Here is a 20,693-nt window from a genome sequence, read left to right as displayed (position 1 = left end):
AGCTCGGTCAAATAAGAGAAACCGCTGCAAGTAAAGAAATACACTTGCAAGTACGCTCTATTCCCAAGAAGCTCCCACTTCAAGCGTGAAGAACCGCAAGGTTTAGCTAAGTGGCGAGTAGTTCACTGATACAGTTCCACGCATTCTACCAAGTGAATAGTATTTTTTCTTAAAGTGTTCAAATAACTTCAAAAAAGCTTTATTTTGAAAGGCATCTAATTTATTCAATAAGCACACGTTCCTTACCATTCCATCGATAATTCAGTACCGTGACATAATCTGCGTTTTTTGGACGCACTAATTCTGCAATTGCAAGACTCGGAACAGTATCACAATCTCCCCAAATCGCTTGCGAGTTCATAATATAATTAAATCCTAGCTGTTCAACAACTTCAAACATATCTCGAATATTTTGATCATCTACACCCGCAAAAGCTTCATCTAACGAAATGATGTATGGAGCCATCGCATCTGCTTCTTTATAGCGTGAATAAGCTGCTGTAAAGAGTGGAATATACATTGCCATTGCTTTTTCACCACCACTAAATTTATAAAAAGCATTATTAGTTAACTCTTTTTTCGATTCATGTTGGCGTGTATAGTACAGTACAAATGAAAACCATTTACGATAATCTAATACTTCTTTTAACACTTGGCGTAACGTGTTTCCTTCGTTTCGTAAACCAATCGACTCTTTTGCACTTTCAATACGCGAACGAAAATGCTTAGTAATCTTTTGTAAATCTTCTTCACTTAAGAAACTACTTTTACGCTGTAATAATTGAACGAGTTCTTTCGTATCCAGTTCTGCTTCTGATTCTGCTGTACGCGGTTTCCAACTAACTGAAAAAATCAATCCAGATGAGTTATCACGCTCAGCCATTATTTTGTCCATCTGTTTCACCCATTGCTCTGCTCTAGAAATACGCTGTCTCAAAATCGTCCCTACCGAATTAACGATAATATCTTCATACAACTCTCGGTCCTGTGCATCTAAATAATGTCGACTTTCTTCAAGCTCTGCTGCAAGAACCGTATCAATTCGATATGGACTTACACGCTGACCGCGATAATCTAGCTCTACTATACGTCGACCACGTAATTGTATAAATGCCTCTAAGCGATCGTCCACCACATCTTCAAGTTGTAGAAGTAAAGCTGTTTCTTTTAAATAACTTTTCACATTATATTCCGTCAGTGCATGCATTTCTTCATTCTGCACACGAGATAAATATTCTTGTAATTTCACTCGGTCTTGTTGCGTTTTATATTGTTTTACAATATCTCGTGGTTCATTACTCTCAAGTTGAATAAAGCCTAAATCGAGTTCTTCTTGCAATGCTCGTTTCCATTGTTCGACTAATAAGATTGAAAAATCTTCGTCTTGCTGTAATTGTTGAAGTGCATCTTGAATTTTTTCTTGCTTCGCTTCTTGTTTTGGTATGTCTGTACGTAAATCATTATCACGTTTTTCTAATTCACGTAGTTCCTGCTGCACTTTAGCAATTCGTTGTTGAATCGCCTCTGCTCCCTCTAACTCAAGTTGCTGTTCTTGTGATGTAATTTCAGCTGTAATTTGATCTTGTTCAGTTTGTATATCGATAATGTCACTATGAAATTCATCAATCTCTAATTCAATTTCCTCAAGATTTTCTTTTATGTGTATTAAATCACTTTGTACATTTGATTTTCCCAAAAGTACACGCTCTAAGTTATTCAATTCTTCCAAATAATCGTCCATATATTGAATAGCTTCATTTACCGCTTCCGTCGTTTGTACAAGATTTATTTTTTCTTTTTCCGTATAGAGTTGCTGACGGAGTGTTTTTAATTTCAAATGAACAACTTGCCATTGGTCATCAATCTTTTTTTGCTCCTGTTGTTTTATCTTTTGTGTTTCACGTCGATTTCGTATTTCCACATCAATATCATATACCGTTTTGTCATTTGGTATAGTTGCCTCAAAGCTTCGTGTGTCACGTAGCTGTTGTTCAATCTCATTATATTTTTGGCGTTCACTTTGCATCTGATCTTCTATTTCACGAATCGTCTGTTGTACAAGTTCAATTTGTTCTAACTGATACCGTTTACGCGAAGTACGCCCGATAAATTTTGATGGTCCTTGTTTAGGTGCATGTCCTGTAATAATACCTAAACGATAAAAACCTTTTTCATCAATAGTGAACACATTTTCTGTTTCATCAATTGGTATGCTTCGCAGTATATCATCTACTAATGCGCTTGAGATCTCTTGACCTTCAACATCTGATTGTAAAAAATCTGCCAACGTATGCCCAAGTAATCTTGGATTTGCAACTAAAAATGAATCTTCTTCTACATTAAAAGTCTCTGGTGAGATTAAGCTATCTAAAATACCTGTGGAAGCTAGCGCTGCTTCAGTACGTGCTTTTTGTTCATCTGTTACATGTGCTTGAAACTCGACAGCCGCATAAAAAGGGAGGTGCGGAATTTGTTGTTCCGTTAATTGTTGACGAAAAGCGACTGTGCCTGGCATTCTACTTGGATCTGCGAATTCTTCTGATTGTAACTTTTCGAAAACTTGTTGCTGTTCTATAAGAGCGTGGTGTAACTGCTTTTGCTTCTCTTGATTTACTTGTAGTTTAACCTCAAATTGTGCGCGTAATCCATTTATTCCTGTAATCAAAATATTCGTCACATCATGATAAGAAGACTGATTATATAACTGTTCAAGTATTAACGAGATCTGTTGTTCCTGTTCGGAAGAGAACGCAATTTGATTGTTTGTTTTCATCCACATGAAAATAGCTGTTTTTAGTTTTTGTAATTCCGTTGAATACCATTGACTTGCTTGCTCTATATCTTTTTCTAATAAATCAATTTCTTGTAATAGATTAGAGGACTGGATTTGAAGCTGCTTATCTTTCTCTTGTAAATGATTTAAAGCAGTAATTTGTTTTTCAAGTTGACGTAGCTGTTCTTTATGTTCTTTCACTTCTCGTTTCCAAAACTTAAAATCTGCTGACTGTCTTTCTAAACTATTTATATTTAAAGTATGTTGTGCAAAATCCGCTTCCTCTGCTAACGACTGCATGTTAAGAGTGATTTCTTTTTGCTTAGTCTTAGTTGATTCCAGCGTATATTCTTTTTGCTTTTGGGTTTCTAGTTGCTGAATTCTTTTCATTTCTTTTGCATCTTTTTTTACACTTAATTGATTTAGCCTGTTTTTAAGTGTCGTAAGTTGTTCTTTATTTTCATGTAGCTTTTTAGTGATCGTCCAGATCTCATGTCTTGATAACGATTGTTCTTCATTTTTATATACTGTGAGATTTGTTTTTATTTGCCTATACTCTTGCTGAAGCTGTTCAATAGATTGTTTGATTTGTTCTTGTTCCTTCAAGTTCATATTCTTTTCATTACTGATTGTCGCTAATCGTTCCTCTGCTTGTAAGACACGTTCTGCTCGCTCAACTAGAATATACGTATTGTACGCATCATAACGCTTCACAATTTTTTTATTTGCTTCATATTCAATGGTTAATTGCTCTAATTGTTGTTCCGTTTGATCCATACTTTCAATCGTATCCGATAAGTGGCGCAATTCATCATCTGTAATAGGTGGCAGAGCTGATTCTAAAATTTCGTATAGTACGGTTGGTTTAAAATCTTTGGAGAGCTTAGGTGCGCGGAGTTGAATTAGTAGTTTAACTAAGTCTTCATATGCTTCCATAGTTTCAAAACCAAATACATATTTATTTACAAGTGCCGCATATTCTTTTTGTGAATTCGTAACCATGCCGCCCGCGCCAATGCGGTTCGTTAGCTCCTTTTGAGAAAATGGGATTATTTCATTCAGGCTGCGATGAGCCAGCTCTAGGTCAATACCAATTCTGCGATTATCGGTAATGACAAAATACCAAGACTTCAAATCTTTATGACGACGTGCCTGCATACCAATACCTGTCGTTATGTACTGTTCTGTTCCAGCCATTTTGTATTCTAAAAATAAATAGCCAGTACGCTCATCACGACCCGAAATTTCTTCTTCCCCTAACAAATAGTCACTCATTTTTCTCGCTTTAGAGCCAAATGGATCCAATCGATCGGGTGATTTTTTACCATCTAATAATACGGGAATAAAACTCTGCATCGTAACTGATTTTCCTGAACCGTTTGTACCTCGAAGTAGTAACTTCCCATTTGCAAATTCAAAAATTTCATCATCGTAATACCAAAAACTGAGTAGACCTGCTCGATTCATTTGCCACTTCGTCATACTTCACCCTCCTTTTGATAGTCTGCTGGATATGAACCACTTAAAACACCTAATAGCGGATGGATGTGTATAAAACCTTGCTCAACTGTCACCATCTGCCAGTAAACGAGTTCTGTTACAACATCTTGTCGTACTGCCGCAACCGACTTTTCACGGTAAAGTTTTGCCCATCCTTCACCCAATTCATTTTTCAATTCTTGTATAATTGTATTTAATTGTCCGTCCGTTAAGATAATATCTCCATTCTCTTGTGGAGGATAATGCGCTACATTTTTGTGTAAATAACTCGAAAGCTGTAGTAAAATATCGGTTACCGACTTAGTATTTGGAAAGAGTTCATAATAATTTTTCGGCTCTGTAACGGATAAAAAAGCTGCATTTTTAAATACATGTAATTTAAAATCACTATGTTTTTCAATATCATCACTCATTCGATTACGGAAATTTCGAATATATAAAAAGTCCGGATCCTGCCCTTCCTGACGATACATGACAGGTGACATAAATAATTGACGGTATACTCTTTTTCGACGCTCATCTTCATTTGTAAGTGAGTGTTCTAGGTGTAGCAGTTCTTCAGCACTTGAAAACATCGTAAATTCATCTGGATATACACGCATAAAATAACGACTATAGATTGTCACTTCATACAATACTTCTTGATCCTCATGATGATCAAAACGCTTTACATCTCCGTCAATTGTCTCGATTAAATGTAGTTCTGCTAATGTTTGTATTGTACGAATCAGTGATTTTCTATGTTGAAATAATGTCCAGTCCAGCTCTTCTTCTTCGTAACTAAGCGCGCGAATTTCTTCACAAAGTTCTGATAATAAAAATTGTTCTTCAATCCCTTTGCTTTCTATATATGCTAATGCATAACAAAAAATCATATAGTCCATCGGCGCTTGAAAACTTTGAATGCCCATCCAGCTTTCAGGTTTAATCGGTATTTTTTCAAGCTTAATGAAGTGTTGACGAACATGTAACTGAAGTCCTAACTTTTCAGACACATACCGCTGTATCACTTTTTGACGTTCACGAATTTGCTGATACATCTTCGGCTCTTCTTTACGCAATACCCAAAAATGATGTAATAAATAATCTAAACTTTGTACAGCCTTCTCATCAAATAGTTCATCCATTTCGCCCCTCCTCTCTCAATTCAAATAACACATCATTCATATGAAGATCGCCATCGAGTGCATGCAAGATTATTTTTTCTTCCAGTGGCTTTATATGTAGCAGCATACCCGACTCAGTCGTTACAAATCCCTCTTTATTAGCGCGTGCTTTTGACATCCATGTTAATAGAAGTTTTCGCATAAAAGGTTCTACTACATCAAGTTTTGATAACTGTACAGAACCATTTTCAAAATATTTTTTGACCGCTTTCTCTTGGTGATACCGCTCTTTTAAATATTGTTCACGCTGTTCTCGCTTTTTCTCTGTTTGCAAAGGTACTCCCGTTGCTTTTGTTTTTTCGCGATAGCGATTGGTTCGTGGCTTAATAATCACTTTTTCAGGCGCATGATCCCATGTATCGCTATATAAGTCATCTGTTGTATGTTTTTTCAACTGCACATGCTTCACTTGCATAGCACCAAAAACAATTGCAGAAATTTTATGCGCTTCTTCCAACGTTTCACACTTCGCAAACCATTTAGCCAAATGAACATAATCATTTCGGTGACTTTTAAAATGATGTTGACGCTCTCCTAAACGCTGCACATAGCGCGTAATACGCCGAATCATCTCATTCGTTTGCCATTGAAGAACTTCTAACTCACTTTTTTGTCCATCCACATCTAAAAACCATCGTTGAATGGAGTGATATGTTTCTGTATATCGCTCCAAAAGCTGCTCATCTGAAACACCTACCTCTTCCAGTCTCGGAATAGACTTCTCTTTCTCGACGAGTTTTTGAAAAAAAGGAAGTAACGAGCGCTTCGTATGACGCTCTAGAAGTTCTTTAATTTGTGCGGATGTTTTTTGCAGGGACACAATGAAATCTCGCAAATAATTTGTGAATTGTGCTTTATACACTAAAAAAGCCTCTGACTGCATACGTTGATCTGTCTTTTCACTATTTATATAAGCAATATAATCTGCTGTACTTGTACGAATCGTTTTAAAAGCTCTTAGAATATCTTCCCACACGAGCATACTTCGATCTGGATTATCTGATTGTTGATCCAACTTTTGTAAAGCATCTAGTAAGCGCTCAAATTGAGACGGTTCAAGCGAGCCTTTGAATCGATCATCTACGATATTTTCAAGTTCAATCAGCATACGTTCAATTTGAATCGTATAAGGTGTTGGATAATATTTAAAACGTTTCTTTTTATATTCCTCGATTGTCCGCGCATTCGTCATATCTTGTCGCGCCGATAAATTATTCCATTCCACGAGCTTAGCTAAATTTTGATGCAACACATCTTCATCATAGTCTTCAAACTGCGGAAAAGACCGCACATGCTGCAACACTTCTTCTGGCGTTAAATAATCGCGCATACGCTCATGTTGTTCATAAAAGAATCGCAAAATCGTACGATATTGTGCAGCTGAGGGAGCTGTTAGATACGTTGTTTCCACCACTTGCTTCATTGTAGAATCCATTGCCTACCTCCTCTTTTTTATCTCTCTATATAAATTAGTAATACTTGAATACCCTATGTAAAATAATAACAGAAAAATTAAATAGTATCTGTTAAATATCGTTACGCAATAGAAAAAGAACATTACATCTTAATGTAAAGTTCATTCTATCTAACCTATCGTTCAATATCTACATTAAATAACGGCATGAGCTTACCAATCGTATAATCCTCTAGGTAAAAGCGATTGACGATATGTTCTAGAACATTTGTGGCGGAATCCGAAGTCATTAATCGCTTCTGTTTCATCTCGAACCAATCCAAATCACTCGTAACACCGAAAGCTTCTGAAGCACAATCAATTACACTAATCGCCCAAGATACAAGTGTTTCGCCTACTTCAGTTCAACGTTTCATCAATCAATATTGCGAATCCATGCCTAAAAAATATGATTATTTACCGAAACACCTTTCTTTCTATGAGTTCAAATACCTTAAAGGAAGAATGGCTTTTGAATATATTAACGCTAAAACAGGTACGATTCTGGGGATTTTACCTTCTCGATTAAGTCGTGATATCAAGGATCACTTCCTGTCTCGCTACAGTTATGCCCAGCGTTGTGCAGTTGAAATCATCACGATTGATATGAATGCAGGTTATGAAAAACTGATTAAAAAGCTTTTCCCAAAAGCGAAGATTATTATCGACAGATTTCATCTCGTCCAACTAATCAATCGCTCCATGAATAAGCTAAGAATAAGTATCATGAATGACTTTAGAACAAGTAACAGCGTAGATCAGAAGAAATACCACCGCCTGAAAAAGCATTGGAAACTTCCTTTAAAAAACGTACTTGATCTATCTTTTCCCTTTTAACAACGGAAGAATTGAAAGGATCAACAATAAAATCAAAGTCTTAAATCATGTTGCCTATGGTTACAGGAACTTTGAAAACTATCGCAATCGAATCTATTTGCATTTCGCACTAAAAAGAGCGAGCCACGCTTCATAAATGAAACGTGATCTCGCTCAATTTATTTACCTAATCAATAAGACATTAATTTCTCTCTCAACGCTTCATCACTTGCATAAATATATAATCCTTTAATTCCCCTTTTCATGAGAATATTAATCGAATTCAAAACTATTTTCTCTTTTGCTACTTCTACATGCTCTATACCCTCTACTCCTGTATATGCACCTTTATCCATATATTTGCTTGTATCAATTACTATTTTTTCTGTAGTTGGATCATATTTTACAGACGGTCCTAATACTACACCCACATAATTTAAATCGAACCCTTGAATTGTATAGATTGAACCAGCTTCATGCACAGTTTCTGGCTTTTCCGCCCATGTATATTTCGTACTTGTTGTATTCCACGGAATTTGGTATTCACCATTCGATTCTTTCACATAATAAGTTCCACCATCTTTTTTATGAAGATAGTCAAAAGTAGAAACTACTCTACTTAATCCATATTGATCATTTTGAGATTTTATTTTCTCATGCATTTCTTCCATTGTTTCAAAAACTTTAAAATCGTAATTTTTATCCTTTGGAATTTCAAGAACTTCTTTTTTCTTAAAGGCATTTATCCAATCTATTACCTCATCATTTGCTTGCATACGAAATTGATTTGATAACTGATACTCTTCTTGATAAGGACTTAATTTTTTCAGCTTTTCAAGAATTGCGTTTCCCCACAAACTTTTCAATTTCAATACTTGATCAGGATCATAAACCACCACAACTACTTTCGCTAGTTTCAAAAGTTCTTCTAATTGGTTATTCCCATAAAAATTATTATATGTATCTGATTTCGTTAAGAGTAAATGAGCTTCATCTACGAAAATAATATCTGCTTTTTTCATTGTTTTTTGTAAATTATTGATCAAAGGAGTCGGTTTAGAAAAATTCTTTGCTTTTAAATGCTTAACAGATTTTGCAATTCCTTTATACGTCTTAAACATTTCTTCATGATTCACAACTAAATAGTTTTCTGTTTTATAGAGTGGTGAAGATGCTTCTTCCGCCCGTTCCTGTATCGTGTTAAAAATCGAACTCAATACAACACTCTTTCCAACACCAGCCTCCCCCTCTATGACTAGCAGGCTGCCATAATCGGCTGTTGTTGCTTGTACTTGTTTCTCACAAAATCCAAGGACATTTTCTTTCAACTCTGCTTGATCCAACGAAAGCTCTTTGTAAGGAGATATTTTAAATATATCCTTATTTTCAATTTGTTCAAGTTGATGATTAACTAATTTTTCTTCATACAACTGTTCCCATAATTCTTTAAACAACTGAAGATCATAATAAGGCTTATTATAATAATTATGCGTAAAGTCACTCGCTGTTTTACTTTTGTTTTGCAATGTATATTTTTCATCACCTAAAAAATAATTGATTAGCTTTGTTTCTAGATGGAAAGTTGCAGAACGGTTAAATTGTTCATGCTTGATTAAGTTTATTTGATCAATATTTGTTCGAGTTTTTAAATGGGCTTTCATTCGCTTTTTAAAATACACAGTTTCACCAATATACGCTTCTTTATTCCCATTTAATATATATATGACTGGATAATTTAAAAACTGTTCTGAATTGTTGAGTTCATTCATATATGTTTGTTTAAATGGAAATTTTAATAATTCAATCGCACTCATACATGCACCTTCTTTTAACAAATTGTAAATAAATCTTACTTTTAAAGTATACTCCTATATATTAACAAAAATTCGAATAGAAGTAGTAGCGTTAGCATAATAATTAGAACTACCTCGCTATTTAATCTATAATTGAAGTATGACCTAGAATCGATAATCATTGGAATCGGAAGGAGAAATTTATGATTATACAATGTACGAAGAAAGTTTTAGATACACTTAAAATTGATGCCGCAAAAATCGTGTCACCAGAAGGCTTTGACCAGCTTCCTGAAAGCTTATACGCTTGGCATGCCAATATCGTCACTATAAATAGAAGAAAAGTTTTAGTTTTGATGAATAATGAAACACGTTTTCCTATTGTAATCAATCGGCTCTTTAAAAACATCACTCTAATGAAGCCATCTCTTCAATTTCTTTGTCCATAAACGTTTAAGAACATTTTTTATTTTTTGTCGCTCTATATTATTCTTTACAAAATGTAATTCTAATTCCATGGGAGGACGCGGAGCCTTTATTCTTCTAGTTAATATGGGTAGCATAGGAATAAGCACGACTAAATACAAATATGGCATGATTACTCTAATATAATCTCCTGTTGTTTTCACACTTGCAAAATCTATTTTTTGTACAAAGAATGCAATATAAACTATCATACTTAATACAGAGAAATGGAGAATATTACTAAACAAATTTAAATTCGACTCGAATCCCCTTGCTTTTATAATGTTCGGTAAAACAAGTATATTCTTTTTTTGCTTTATTTGAAGATCCCAATACGAAGGTGAATTTATTCTAGTTTTCACCATCATAGTAAAACCTTCATCTGGTCTTAATAAATCAAAATCAATCTTCACCTTTTTGCGCTCTTGATATAAGTCTATTTTAAAATAATCACTTGTTACATCACTTATTTTGGCATATTCAACCAAATTTCCACCTTTTAATATAACTTCCAAGCATTTAGATTCATTAAGTAAATCCTCTTTGTAAATAGTTTCTTTACCAGAGTTCCAAACATAAAAATAATGAATCTTTTCATTAACGAAACTTTCATCGCTCCCGACAGTAATTTCATACGTTCTTTGAGCATTTTTATAAAAAAAGTAGCTGTAACCAAAACCAAAAAAAAAGAAGATTAATGAACTTAACACACAAACACCCCTCGTTATTTTCCTATCAATAATAAAATTCTGATATGTCAACACTAAACTGATTAAAAATTATTTGGTCAGTTTCTTGAATTCCACTAGCGTTAAATAGCCTAATGTACTATGAACTCGAGTATTGTTGAATCAATAAACATAATCATCAAGTTCAAAAGCGAACTGTTCAAGTGAAGAGAAATGTGCTCCGTTAGTGAATTCTTTTTTAAACACCTTAAATATCATTTCAACCACAGCGTTGTCATAAGGGCATCCTTTTATGCTCAATAATTTTTGGATATCGAATGTTTCGAGACTCTCTGAAATTAGCTTGTTATCAACAACCTTGTCCGCTATCTGTATGAAACATTTTGACATTATTTAAATTCGCCTAGATGCTTGCAATTGCCTACTACACAAGCTCTGCAATTTTATTATCACCTGTACTACAGCCGAGTATTTCACGATAAAAAAGGTCGACAAATCGGCACACTTAGTGCCACTTTTCCCCAACAAGGGCGTATGTTAAATCGCTGACGATAACTGCTAATTGTTTATCCTCCTTGAATTGACGCTATAACTCATATTTTACTAGAGCTTAATCACAACTTGATTTATGTAGCTTAAATTGTGCCACCATATAGTCCATATTTCCTTCATTAAACATCCAATTTGACGAAGTGAAGCACATTTAGGATTAGGAAATTTTTCTAATTCTTTTTTGAGTCTACGAATGACATAATTATTACTGTTTTCTAAAAATACAGACAATTAAATTTAAAATCTCTGTGTCTTCATCCTTTTTAACACGTTTACCAAATAAACCTACATGATAATAATAATTATTTCGAATCACATCTATTTTCGTTCCTTAATCAGTATTACTTGCTTTTAGATCCACTGTGAAAGAAGCGATCTTAGCTGTCTTTATACCTTTATGTGAAAATATCATTTCCATTAATAAACGTTGATTTTCTTTGATTAGCTTAGCCTATCCAGGATATCTTTTTAATTGCAACATATTATAATATTCAAAAAAAGGTTCACTGATAGTTTGTATTATATTTCTAGTAATTCTATAGTCTTTTCCAAACTCATTATTACCATTGACATTTTCTAATCTGGTCATTAATAATTGTAAGCTCATAAATGAAGTATTCGTATACAGATGATTAACATCATCACTAAGAGCATAATTAATATTTTGTAATTCATTGAACTGTTCTTGCAATTTTAAGGAATATTTACGAGCATCACTTAGTTTAGAATCTTTTTTTTCGTCAATAGCTTTAATTTTGGAAAAAGTAAACATCTTCAATAGCTGCATAAGTAATTGTTTATCATTTAAAATTCCATAATCATCTAAAGTAATGTTAATCCGCTCTATATTTCGATCGTTTAAATATATGGACTTAAGCAATTTATTACTGCTGTTTCGCTTACCTCTTTTTTCATACAATTCTAAGGAACCTTTTTTCAATAAAAATAATTGGTGTTTGCCGAGTTGTGATTGTGAATGAAGAATACTTTGGGATATGTCGTAGAATAGTTCTACATCGTCTTGTAATAAAGACCTTTTTTGAAGCTGTTTCTTTTTAATTTCCATAAAGAAAATACTATCTGAAGTTTCGATAATAGTATCACACTCATCTTGGATATTATAAAAACCATTATGATAAGTTATATTTTTTTCATTTAAAAGGTTGTAAATAAACAGTTCTAATTGTGTACCTAATCTGCCTTCAAAATTATTAATGGTCTCTTTTAAAATTTTGCATAATCTAGTGAAAAAAGAAAATCCACATAATCGACTATCAATTATACAATATAAGTTCCCAATTTTAAGGGTTCTACAATAAATAACGTTGGTGAAGAAAAAAACACCGATCTCTCATCAGATCGGTGTGGAAACTTCATGAACGTTATTTTTATCGAAAATAATAGAAAACAAGTGAGTTTCCCTATAGAATAAAAGTCTACCAAACAATAAACTAAGGGGGAAAATCACTTGTCTATTAATCATGATATTCGAAATTTACTCGATATACAAGACTCAAATATCCACTTCGCTACGAATTGCGTCAATCAAAAGCTTTATAAAGGAAGAATGAGTAAGTTCATTTCAGCCAAACTAACTTATATACCTCGTAATTGTACAGTTTGTGGCATGGCGAATAAGGATTTCTCGATTATTAAAAATGGCACGCAGGAGTCAAGAATCTCTCTTCCAATGGTGGGAGTTCACCGTACGTTTCTATTACTGAAGAAGCAACGCTTCTTTTGTAAAAGCTGTTCAAGTACGTTTGTGGCGGAATCGAAAGTTGTTGATCGCTTCTGTTGCATCTCGAACCAGTCCAAATCTCTCGTAACACTAAAAGCTTCTGAAGCTCAATCCATTACACTAATCGCCCAAGATACATGTGTTTCAACGACTTCTGTGCAACGATTCATCAATCAATATAGCCAATCGATGCCTAAAAAACATTACGATCTAGCGAAACATCTTTCTTTCGATGAGTTCAAATACCTTAAAGGCAGAATGGCTTTTGAATATATTAACGCTAAAACAGGGGCAATTTTAGGAATTTTACCTACTCGATTAAGTCGAGATATACGTGATCACTTCATGACGCGCTACAGCTATGCCCAGCGTTGTGCAGTCGAAACCATCACAATTGATATGAACGCAGGGTATGAAAAAATCATACGTGACCTTTTTCCCAAAGGCGAAGATCATTATCGACAGATTCCACCTAGTCCAACTCATCAATCGCTCGATGAATAAACTAAGAATCAGTGTCATGAATACCTTTAGAACAAGTAATGGCGAAGATTGGAAGAAGTATCGCCGCCTGAAAAAATATTGGAAGCTTCCCTTAAAAAGCGCACTTGATCTTTCATGTACGTCTTACAAAAACTTCTCGCTATTCGGTCAAACCACTGATGCGACAGTCGTTGAGACATTGATGAGTTATAGTGAGCGTTTGAAAGTGAACTATGATCTTTACCAATCGATCTTAACCGCATTAAAAGAGAAGAACCTCGAACAGCTAACTGAAATCCTTGAGAAGCCTTTAGCAGAGGGCGTTTCAAAAGAATTTAAAAGAAGTATTAAAACACTGAAATATCACTTAAGCTCGATTGAAAATAGCTTTCTTTTCCCTTATAACAACGGAAGAATTGAAGGGATTAACAATAAAATCAAAATCTTAAACCGAGTTGCTTATGGTTATAGAAACTTTGAAAACTACCGCAACCGAATTTACTTACATTTCAATTTAAAAAGAGCGAGCCACGCTTCTTAAAAGAAACGTAATCTCGCTCAAACCAATCGATTTTTATTCAATTGAAAACTCTCACCAACGTTATTTGACAAAGAGCCACGATTTGTTGAAACTATATGAAACTCCATGAAATTAAAAAAGCGCCAAAACCCTTATATATCAAGGATTTTGACACTCTTTGAAACCGTATGATTTCGTCTTATGGAGACGGCGGGAGTCGAACCCGCGTCCAGAAACTCCAGTACTTAAGCTTCTACGCGTGTAGTTTGTTTACTTGCGAGTTCACGTAACAGTATGCCAACAAACAGGCGTCGTGTACGCTAACCTTAAAATCTCTTCTGTTAGACTAAGGTGGCACCTAACATCGTATCCCACTATAAGTGAGCCTAAACTACGCTACATGGGCGATAGGGTAGATAGGCAGTTTCGTCAGACTAAGCTGCGAAAGCTAAGTTATTGTTTGTTTTGCCAGTTATTATATAACTTCCGTTGGTAACGAAGCCGAGACCTCCGACGCGCAACTCAAGCCGAGATATTCCTGTCGAATCCGTAACGTCCCCTTGATCTAAATTACAATCTACTGCGCAATACTTTGTCAGCTTCATTCGTTCGCTTCAGTCATGTACATTACGTACACTCCTTTACTTACTCAATTGCTTTCGCGTCTTGCTTGCATCTTGAAATTTATACCGCACTTTGATCGTGAGTTTAGTTTCAAAACACTCATGGCGCAATACTCTATCAGCTGCATTCATTCTTGTCTTGATTCATCCCTCATTTGGTTTGTTTCAAAACACTGATGCGTATTCGCTACTTGATCTGGCCTCAAATCGGGTCATTTCAAGTTCGTAAATTGTTATTTCACCTATAGGGCAGTTTCGTCAGTAGAAGATGTGAGTCCTCTCAGAGTGCAGAATAGGTGATCAAGGTTCATTCGGGAATACAGTAAATATATACTGTGGTGTTCAGAACGAATCTGATACTAGCTTAGTTTACTTGAATTATTATATGACAAAAATGGTCAAAGTTCAAGGGAAATGCTTGTTAGTATTGGTTTTTCGCTTTGATTGCTCGGTCGATATTGCGTTTTGCTTCTTTTTGTTTTAGGTCATGGCGTTTATCATATGTTTTCTTACCTTTACCTGAACCGATTAATAGTTTGGCGAATCCATCTTTTAAATACATTTTCAATGGTACGACTGTGTAACCGTCACGCTTTACGTCCAAATTTAATTGGTCGATTTGTTTTCTATGCAATAGTAATTTACGTGTGCGTAGTGGATCATGATTGAAAATATTCCCCTGTTCGAATGGGCTAATATGCATGTTTGAAATATACGCTTCACCATTACGGAAAACAACGTATGAATCTTTCAGCTGCACTTTCCCTTTACGAATCGACTTGATCTCTGTACCTGTTAGGACAATTCCCGCTTCAATCGTATCTTCAATTGCATAATCATGATTTGCTTTTTTATTTTGCGCTAATACTTTTCCGGCTCCTTTTGCCATATGTATCACCTCATAAAATTTAGCTGCTCCAATCGGAGAGAGTGCGATTGCGCCCCCTCCTCATCGAGATTTCAGCATTTAGTCTTTCTTTTTACGGCCTTTTTTCTTCTGTTGTTTAGCGATGCCTTCATAGAACTTTTTGCCTTTATGTTCTTTTTTCGGCTCGCCTTCCGTACTGCGTTTGCGCTCTTGCTTGCGTGTTTTACCGCTCACTTTTGCACCGCTTGGCGTACGTTTTGGTTTCGGTTTTGACTCCTCTTTTTTCTTGCGAGAATCTGATCCAGAACCTTTTCTGCCACCTGCATTAATAACGCGCGCTGGTCGTGTTGATTTCGCACGAGGTGCCGGCATACCAACAATGATGAAATCGACTGCTGATTCTTCTAAGTTTACTGCATGCACTTTAATCGTCACTTTATCGCCTAGACGGAATACACGTGCTGTGCGTTCGCCGATCATCGACATTGAGCGTTCGTCAAAGTTGTAGTAATCATCAGTTAGATTACTAATGTGGACAAGTCCTTCAATTGTGTTTTCCAGTTCAATGAACATACCGAAGTTCGTCACTGAGCTAATAACACCTTCAAATTCTTCGCCAATTTTGTCTGACATATATTGTGCTTTCTTAATTGATTCTGTATCACGTTCAGCATCTACTGCACGACGTTCTCTTTCAGAAGTATGTGTCGCGATGCTTTCCATATTCGCGCCCCAATAAGCGACCGTTTTGCCTGAAGTGTCGTTGTTAATGACATAAGTGCGTAATAAACGGTGGACAATTAAATCAGGGTAACGACGAATTGGTGATGTGAAATGTGTGTAGAACTCTGTTGATAAACCGAAGTGACCTAATGACTCTGGGCTATATTTCGCCTGTTGCATCGAACGTAGCATCATTGTCGAAATCACTGGATATTCAGGTTTGCCTACAACTGATTCTAAAATCTCCTGTAACGCTTTCGGGTCAACTGTATCGCCTTTCCCTTTTACAAGGATCCCGAAGTTCGTAATGAATTCGAAGAAACGTTGTAATTTCTCAGGTTTTGGCTCTTCATGGATTCGGTAAATGAACGGAAGTTGAGCTTTGAATACGTGTTCAGCTACAGTTTCGTTTGCTGCTAACATGAAGTCTTCAATTAGTTTCTCCGCTACTGTACGTTCACGAATCACAACGTCAATTGGCCAACCGTTTTCATCTACTACTACCGCAGATTCTTTGAAGTCGAAATCAACTGCACCACGTTTTTCACGACGGCCACGTAATACGCCTGATAATTCCTTCATATGCTCAAACATTGGCACAAGCTGTTCGTAACGAGCGATTAAGTCTTCGTCTTTTTCTTCTAAAATCTTGTACACATCTGTATACGTCATACGTTCAGTCGTGTTAATAACACTTTCGAAAATATCATGTGCAATAACAATTCCGTTTTGATCGATCGTCATCTCACATGAAAGCGTTAAACGATCAACTTGCGGATTCAATGAACAAATACCATTCGATAAACGGTGTGGAATCATTGGAATTACGCGGTCTGTTAAATAAACACTTGTCGCGCGGTCATATGCTTCACGGTCTAAAGTAGAACCATCTGTCACATAATGACTGACGTCTGCGATATGCACGCCTAATTTATATGTGCCATCATCATTTTTTGTAACGGTTACAGCATCATCTAAGTCTTTCGCAGTTTCGCCATCAATTGTCACGATTAATTGATCACGTAAATCACGGCGACCTTCGATTTCTTCTGCTGATACTGTATCTGGAATCGCTGTCGCTGCATCCAATACTTCTTGTGGGAATTCCACGTCGATATCATGCTTGTGGATAATTGATAAAATATCTACGCCTGGATCGTTTTTATGCCCTAGTATAGAAGTAATCATACCCGCTGCTGAATGACGTCCATCAGGCCATTCTGTAATTTCTACGACTACTTTATGGCCATCTACCGCACCAAGTGTATGGTTGCGAGCGATAAAAATATCCGTGCCGAATTTTTTGTCATCAGGAACGACGAATCCGAAACCACGGTTCGCTTGGAATTCACCTACGATGCGTGAGTTTCCACGTTCGATAATGTCGATGACTTCCCCTTCACGACGGTCGCCTGATTTTAGTTTTGAGATGCTGACAAGAACAGTATCTCCGTTTAAAGCTCCGTTAGTCGCTGTTGGCGGAATGAACACGTCGTCCATACCTTCCTCTTCAGGTGCCACAAATCCAAACCCTTTCGCATGCCCAATGAAACGGCCGCGTGTTTGATTCATTTGTGCAGGTAGTCCGTAACGATCCTGGCCAGAGCGTACGATTTTACCTTGTCCTTCCAATTTTACAAAAGCTTTCACTAACTCTTTAAAATCTTCAGCATCTGTTAAGCCTAGTAAATCTTCTACTTCTGCTACTGTTGCTGGTTTGTAGTTCTCTGTTTTCATCAAATTGATGATTAGTTGTTCAAAATTCATAAATCTTTCCTCCTTGTACAGCTTATTCAGACCAATCTAATGTATTTAAAAAGTCTAAAATATCTTGCTGTAACTCTTTTCTCTCTTGATCCAAAGTAATGACATGGCGTGAGTTCTCATACCATTTCAATGCTTTATCATTGGATTCGACTGTATCATAAATATATTGTGCCGAGTTGACATCGATGACTTCATCTTTTCGCGCCTGTACGACAAAAATAGGTGCATAGATTTCGTCCACATGCGCTCGCACGTCTTGAATTAAATTTTGAAGTTGTGGTAATGACGGCATTCCTTGCTCTCTAAGACGATTGAGCATCGCCTCTTGTTCCGCTTCGGTATAGCCGTATACTTTTGAAAAATCACGTGCGTACTTGAGTACCCCTTCAAACATGATGTCAGTCGTTCTCATAGACATAGGTGCACACATTGTGACAATTCCCTTTAAGACGGTCGAGTAACCTAATTTCAGTGAAAAAACGCCACCAAGTGATAAGCCGGCTACCGCGATTTCCTTATAACCTTTATCCACCAGTGTTTGGTAGGCCTCTTGAACATCTTGCCACCAATCTTCTGGACTCGTGTGAATTAATTCCTCTGGTGATACACCGTGCCCTTTATAGTGCGGTGCAATCGTAGTATAACCGTTCTTCTGTAGGAAGCGCCCCAGCATATGGACGTCCGCAGAGTTCCCTGTAAAACCGTGCAGTAATAGCACTGCGCGAGGGCCCTCTTCAAAAAAGAAAGGTTTCGGTAAAGATATACGCATTTCGTAAAACCTCCATAAAATAACAGAAAACGCCTAACCTAGTGGTGGTTAGACGGTTATGATCTGTTCATTAAACTTTCGCAATTGCAATTGCCAGAACAAAAAAGATTACTGAAAGTACAATTGTGATACGATGTAAAACTAGGTCAAGACCTCGAGCTTTTTGTTTACCAAAAAGTTGCTCAGCTCCACCAGAGATGGCTCCCGAAAGACCTGCACTCTTACTAGATTGTAGTAAAACTGCAACAATTAATGCGAATGAAACGATTAATAGTGTTACTAAAACAGCTGTATGCATATGTTCCACCTCCTGATTTAAAAACAGACAATATCGCCATTCTAACAAAAATCAAGAAGGCGTACAATGTTGTTACTTTTCAAACGAATACAATGATACATATATTTTACCATGAACTTCCGTTAGTACCTAGCGATAAATTCAAATTATCTTAAAATATACTCAAATCATACTCGATTGAAATACGTTTTAGGAATTCGATGCCTGATACGCTGTTTCCAATGGCATCAATGGCAGGGCCAAATGTCGCAATACCAATTTTACCGTTCAGTCCTTGCATGTCTGGATGTTCCGCTACACTTAAGATTCCGCCCGATACGCCACTTTTCGAAGGCATGCCGACGAATGTCGCGAACTTCCCTGATGCATTGTACATGCCGCAAGTGAGCATTAACGCTTTTGCCACGCGCGCGATATCTTTCGAGAAGAATACTTCACCCGTGATTGGATCTTCTCCATCATTTGATAAAATTAGCCCGATTCTTGCAAGGCATTTGACGTTAATTTCAATCGCACATTGTCGGAAGTACACGTCTAGCGCTTCTTCCACATTGCCTCGTAATATATCATTCGATTTTAAATAATAGGCGATGGAACGATTGCGATTCGCCGTTACTAGCTCCGATTTATACACCACTTCATCGATTGCTACTGGTTGTTCCGTCATCTGTTCAATGAATTGGCATAGCCCCGCAAACATCTCTTCCTTCGTGTCACCCGGTAATAATGAACTGACGGTAATCGCTCCCGCATTAATCATCGGGTTGAACGGTTTACCGAACTCCGTATTTTCTAGTCGGATAATCGAATTGAAAGAGTCGCCAGTCGGTTCAACATCGACGAATTCCAATACTTGATCCAATCCGAGTTGTTCACAAGCGTAAATGAATGAAATTACTTTTGAAATACTTTGGAATGTGAATTTCTCCTCCACATCTCCCGTCAAAAATGAATTCCCATGTTCATCAATCATACAAACTGCGAATTGACCGGGATCTCTTTCAGCAAGCGCAGGTATATACGAAGCTGTCTCGCCTAAAACGTGCAGTTGCTGACTCTCTTTTACATAATGTTCTAAAGTCGCCATTATTCTATCTCCTCTCACTACCTAGATTCTACTTACATACTACCCTATTCCTTACTTTTTTACATACATTTTCACGAAGAAAAAACGCCCAAAGGAAATGTTGGAAGGCTCTGAATATTGCTACTTATCTTTTCGATTGTAATGTCTTTTAAAATCGAATTATCAACGGCATTTCTGACGACCATATAGAGATCAAATGACAACAAAACTGCGCCGATTATGTAGAAAATTAATGCTTCCATTGCTTGACCGCACCATCTTTTCGTTCATTTTACCATTTATGATGACAATTAAATAATCACTCACAAACCCTTATGTACCAACAACTTGACTAACAATCCAGTGACAAATTTCGAAGTTCCATGCTACAATTTTTTATGGAGGTGGTTCGATATGATCAACAAAAAAACATTCGGCTCATTCATTCGCGAAAAGCGACTTGAACAAGGTTTGACTCAAAAGGAACTTGCTGAAAAATTAATTTTAACATCTGTTCGGTAGAATTCCCCCATCTTCTATAAGTGGGGGATGAATACCGTTCAGTTTGAGGGTTACCGTTGGTAACTCGAAAACTGATATAAAGGTCTTATCGCCTTTTTCTTTTAGC

The 20,693-nt window shown here is 36.4% G+C and carries 16 protein-coding genes, 1 other RNA gene and 1 pseudogene; 5 read left to right on the top strand and 13 right to left on the bottom strand.

The window, feature by feature from the left end; genetic code table 11:
* Window positions 1-220: 220 nt before the first annotated feature.
* Genes DF281_RS12885 through DF281_RS12875 form a run of 3 tightly spaced genes read right to left on the bottom strand, consistent with a single transcriptional unit; the run spans window position 221 to window position 6,874 of the window.
* Entirely contained in the window at window positions 221-4,255 is a 4,035-nt protein-coding gene (locus DF281_RS12885; protein WP_109350668.1) for a TIGR02680 family protein, read from the bottom strand.
* The gene (locus DF281_RS12880; protein ID WP_109350667.1) at window positions 4,252-5,400 is read right to left on the bottom strand and encodes a TIGR02678 family protein; all 1,149 of its coding nucleotides are present in this window, start codon (window positions 5,398-5,400) and stop codon (window positions 4,252-4,254) included. The genes DF281_RS12885 and DF281_RS12880 overlap by 4 nt, the downstream gene beginning before the upstream one ends.
* The gene (locus tag DF281_RS12875) at window positions 5,393-6,874 is read right to left on the bottom strand and encodes a TIGR02677 family protein (protein ID WP_109350666.1); all 1,482 of its coding nucleotides are present in this window, start codon (window positions 6,872-6,874) and stop codon (window positions 5,393-5,395) included. The genes DF281_RS12880 and DF281_RS12875 overlap by 8 nt, the downstream gene beginning before the upstream one ends.
* A gap of 225 nt (window positions 6,875-7,099) precedes the next feature.
* Between DF281_RS12875 and DF281_RS12870 the strand changes: the two genes are divergently transcribed.
* Together DF281_RS12870 and DF281_RS15120 are read left to right on the top strand one after the other, a co-directional pair.
* Window positions 7,100-7,729 (top strand): transposase, encoded by a 630-nt coding sequence (locus tag DF281_RS12870; protein WP_109350665.1) that lies wholly within the window; start codon window positions 7,100-7,102, stop codon window positions 7,727-7,729.
* Window positions 7,707-7,865 carry a transposase gene (locus DF281_RS15120; RefSeq protein WP_109350664.1) on the top strand — a complete coding sequence of 53 codons (159 nt, stop codon included), beginning with the start codon at window positions 7,707-7,709 and terminating at the stop codon, window positions 7,863-7,865. Before DF281_RS12870 ends, DF281_RS15120 begins: the two co-directional genes overlap by 23 nt.
* A gap of 34 nt (window positions 7,866-7,899) precedes the next feature.
* Here DF281_RS15120 and DF281_RS12860 read toward each other — a convergent pair whose 3' ends face one another.
* Window positions 7,900-9,522 carry a DUF2075 domain-containing protein gene (locus tag DF281_RS12860; RefSeq protein WP_166636144.1) on the bottom strand — a complete coding sequence of 541 codons (1,623 nt, stop codon included), beginning with the start codon at window positions 9,520-9,522 and terminating at the stop codon, window positions 7,900-7,902.
* Window positions 9,523-9,704: 182 nt separating this feature from the next.
* Between DF281_RS12860 and DF281_RS15115 the strand changes: the two genes are divergently transcribed.
* On the top strand, window positions 9,705-9,950 hold the full coding sequence (locus DF281_RS15115; RefSeq protein ID WP_109350663.1) for a DUF6933 domain-containing protein: 246 nt from the start codon (window positions 9,705-9,707) through the stop codon (window positions 9,948-9,950).
* On the opposite strand, the gene DF281_RS12850 is transcribed toward DF281_RS15115, so the two are convergent.
* The 3 genes from DF281_RS12850 to DF281_RS12840 all read right to left on the bottom strand — a co-directional run bounded on the left by DF281_RS12850 (window position 9,915) and on the right by DF281_RS12840 (window position 12,273).
* Window positions 9,915-10,676 (bottom strand): hypothetical protein, encoded by a 762-nt coding sequence (locus DF281_RS12850; RefSeq protein ID WP_109350662.1) that lies wholly within the window; start codon window positions 10,674-10,676, stop codon window positions 9,915-9,917. The genes DF281_RS15115 and DF281_RS12850 overlap by 36 nt on opposite strands.
* A gap of 141 nt (window positions 10,677-10,817) precedes the next feature.
* On the bottom strand, window positions 10,818-10,913 hold the full coding sequence (locus DF281_RS15110; protein WP_422730518.1) for an IS3 family transposase: 96 nt from the start codon (window positions 10,911-10,913) through the stop codon (window positions 10,818-10,820).
* Between the two features lie 745 nt (window positions 10,914-11,658).
* Complete coding sequence (locus tag DF281_RS12840) at window positions 11,659-12,273, bottom strand: hypothetical protein (RefSeq protein ID WP_109350660.1); 615 nt, start codon at window positions 12,271-12,273, stop codon at window positions 11,659-11,661.
* 402 nt (window positions 12,274-12,675) lie between these two features.
* On the opposite strand from DF281_RS12840, the pseudogene DF281_RS15105 reads away from it, so the two are divergent.
* Window positions 12,676-13,972 (top strand): annotated as a pseudogene (locus DF281_RS15105) (ISL3 family transposase).
* Between the two features lie 178 nt (window positions 13,973-14,150).
* Here the strand turns inward: DF281_RS15105 and ssrA are convergent.
* The 6 genes from ssrA to glsA form a co-directional block, all read right to left on the bottom strand.
* Window positions 14,151-14,511: a transfer-messenger RNA gene (gene ssrA / locus DF281_RS12830) on the bottom strand.
* A 484-nt stretch (window positions 14,512-14,995) separates the two neighbouring features.
* Window positions 14,996-15,463, bottom strand: a complete 468-nt coding sequence (smpB, locus tag DF281_RS12825; protein WP_109350659.1) for an SsrA-binding protein SmpB — start codon at window positions 15,461-15,463, stop codon at window positions 14,996-14,998.
* A gap of 78 nt (window positions 15,464-15,541) precedes the next feature.
* Window positions 15,542-17,932, bottom strand: coding sequence for a ribonuclease R (gene rnr / locus DF281_RS12820; protein ID WP_109350658.1), 2,391 nt, complete (start codon window positions 17,930-17,932; stop codon window positions 15,542-15,544).
* Window positions 17,933-17,954: 22 nt separating this feature from the next.
* Window positions 17,955-18,701, bottom strand: a complete 747-nt coding sequence (locus DF281_RS12815) for an alpha/beta hydrolase (RefSeq protein WP_109350657.1) — start codon at window positions 18,699-18,701, stop codon at window positions 17,955-17,957.
* Window positions 18,702-18,771: 70 nt separating this feature from the next.
* Entirely contained in the window at window positions 18,772-18,999 is a 228-nt protein-coding gene (gene secG / locus DF281_RS12810) for a preprotein translocase subunit SecG (RefSeq protein ID WP_109350656.1), read from the bottom strand.
* A 151-nt stretch (window positions 19,000-19,150) separates the two neighbouring features.
* Complete coding sequence (glsA, locus tag DF281_RS12805) at window positions 19,151-20,086, bottom strand: glutaminase A (RefSeq protein ID WP_109350655.1); 936 nt, start codon at window positions 20,084-20,086, stop codon at window positions 19,151-19,153.
* Window positions 20,087-20,479: 393 nt separating this feature from the next.
* Here glsA and DF281_RS14625 point away from each other — a divergent pair, with 393 nt between their 5' ends.
* On the top strand, window positions 20,480-20,587 hold the full coding sequence (locus DF281_RS14625; RefSeq protein WP_115329400.1) for a helix-turn-helix domain-containing protein: 108 nt from the start codon (window positions 20,480-20,482) through the stop codon (window positions 20,585-20,587).
* Window positions 20,588-20,693 lie beyond the last annotated feature (106 nt).

Source organism: Kurthia zopfii (assembly GCF_003143955.1).
Lineage (GTDB): Bacteria > Bacillota > Bacilli > Bacillales_A > Planococcaceae > Kurthia > Kurthia zopfii.
The sequence above is the reverse complement of the archived record's forward strand: the minus strand, read 5'-3'. Positions and strand labels throughout refer to the sequence as shown.

What these genes read in the sequence shown, in the direction of transcription:
- DF281_RS14625 (WP_115329400.1), top strand. Translation starts at nt 20,480, where the DNA reads ATGATCAACAAAAAAACATTCGGCTCATTCATTCGCGAAAAGCGACTT.
- DF281_RS12815 (WP_109350657.1), bottom strand. Translation starts at nt 18,701, where the DNA reads ATGCGTATATCTTTACCGAAACCTTTCTTTTTTGAAGAGGGCCCTCGC.
- smpB (WP_109350659.1), bottom strand. Translation starts at nt 15,463, where the DNA reads ATGGCAAAAGGAGCCGGAAAAGTATTAGCGCAAAATAAAAAAGCAAAT.
- DF281_RS15110 (WP_422730518.1), bottom strand. Translation starts at nt 10,913, where the DNA reads ATGATATTTAAGGTGTTTAAAAAAGAATTCACTAACGGAGCACATTTC.
- DF281_RS12860 (WP_166636144.1), bottom strand. Translation starts at nt 9,522, where the DNA reads ATGAGTGCGATTGAATTATTAAAATTTCCATTTAAACAAACATATATG.
- DF281_RS15115 (WP_109350663.1), top strand. Translation starts at nt 9,705, where the DNA reads ATGATTATACAATGTACGAAGAAAGTTTTAGATACACTTAAAATTGAT.
- DF281_RS12880 (WP_109350667.1), bottom strand. Translation starts at nt 5,400, where the DNA reads ATGGATGAACTATTTGATGAGAAGGCTGTACAAAGTTTAGATTATTTA.
- rnr (WP_109350658.1), bottom strand. Translation starts at nt 17,932, where the DNA reads ATGAATTTTGAACAACTAATCATCAATTTGATGAAAACAGAGAACTAC.
- secG (WP_109350656.1), bottom strand. Translation starts at nt 18,999, where the DNA reads ATGCATACAGCTGTTTTAGTAACACTATTAATCGTTTCATTCGCATTA.
- DF281_RS12875 (WP_109350666.1), bottom strand. Translation starts at nt 6,874, where the DNA reads ATGGATTCTACAATGAAGCAAGTGGTGGAAACAACGTATCTAACAGCT.
- glsA (WP_109350655.1), bottom strand. Translation starts at nt 20,086, where the DNA reads ATGGCGACTTTAGAACATTATGTAAAAGAGAGTCAGCAACTGCACGTT.
- DF281_RS12885 (WP_109350668.1), bottom strand. Translation starts at nt 4,255, where the DNA reads ATGACGAAGTGGCAAATGAATCGAGCAGGTCTACTCAGTTTTTGGTAT.
- DF281_RS12840 (WP_109350660.1), bottom strand. Translation starts at nt 12,273, where the DNA reads ATGGAAATTAAAAAGAAACAGCTTCAAAAAAGGTCTTTATTACAAGAC.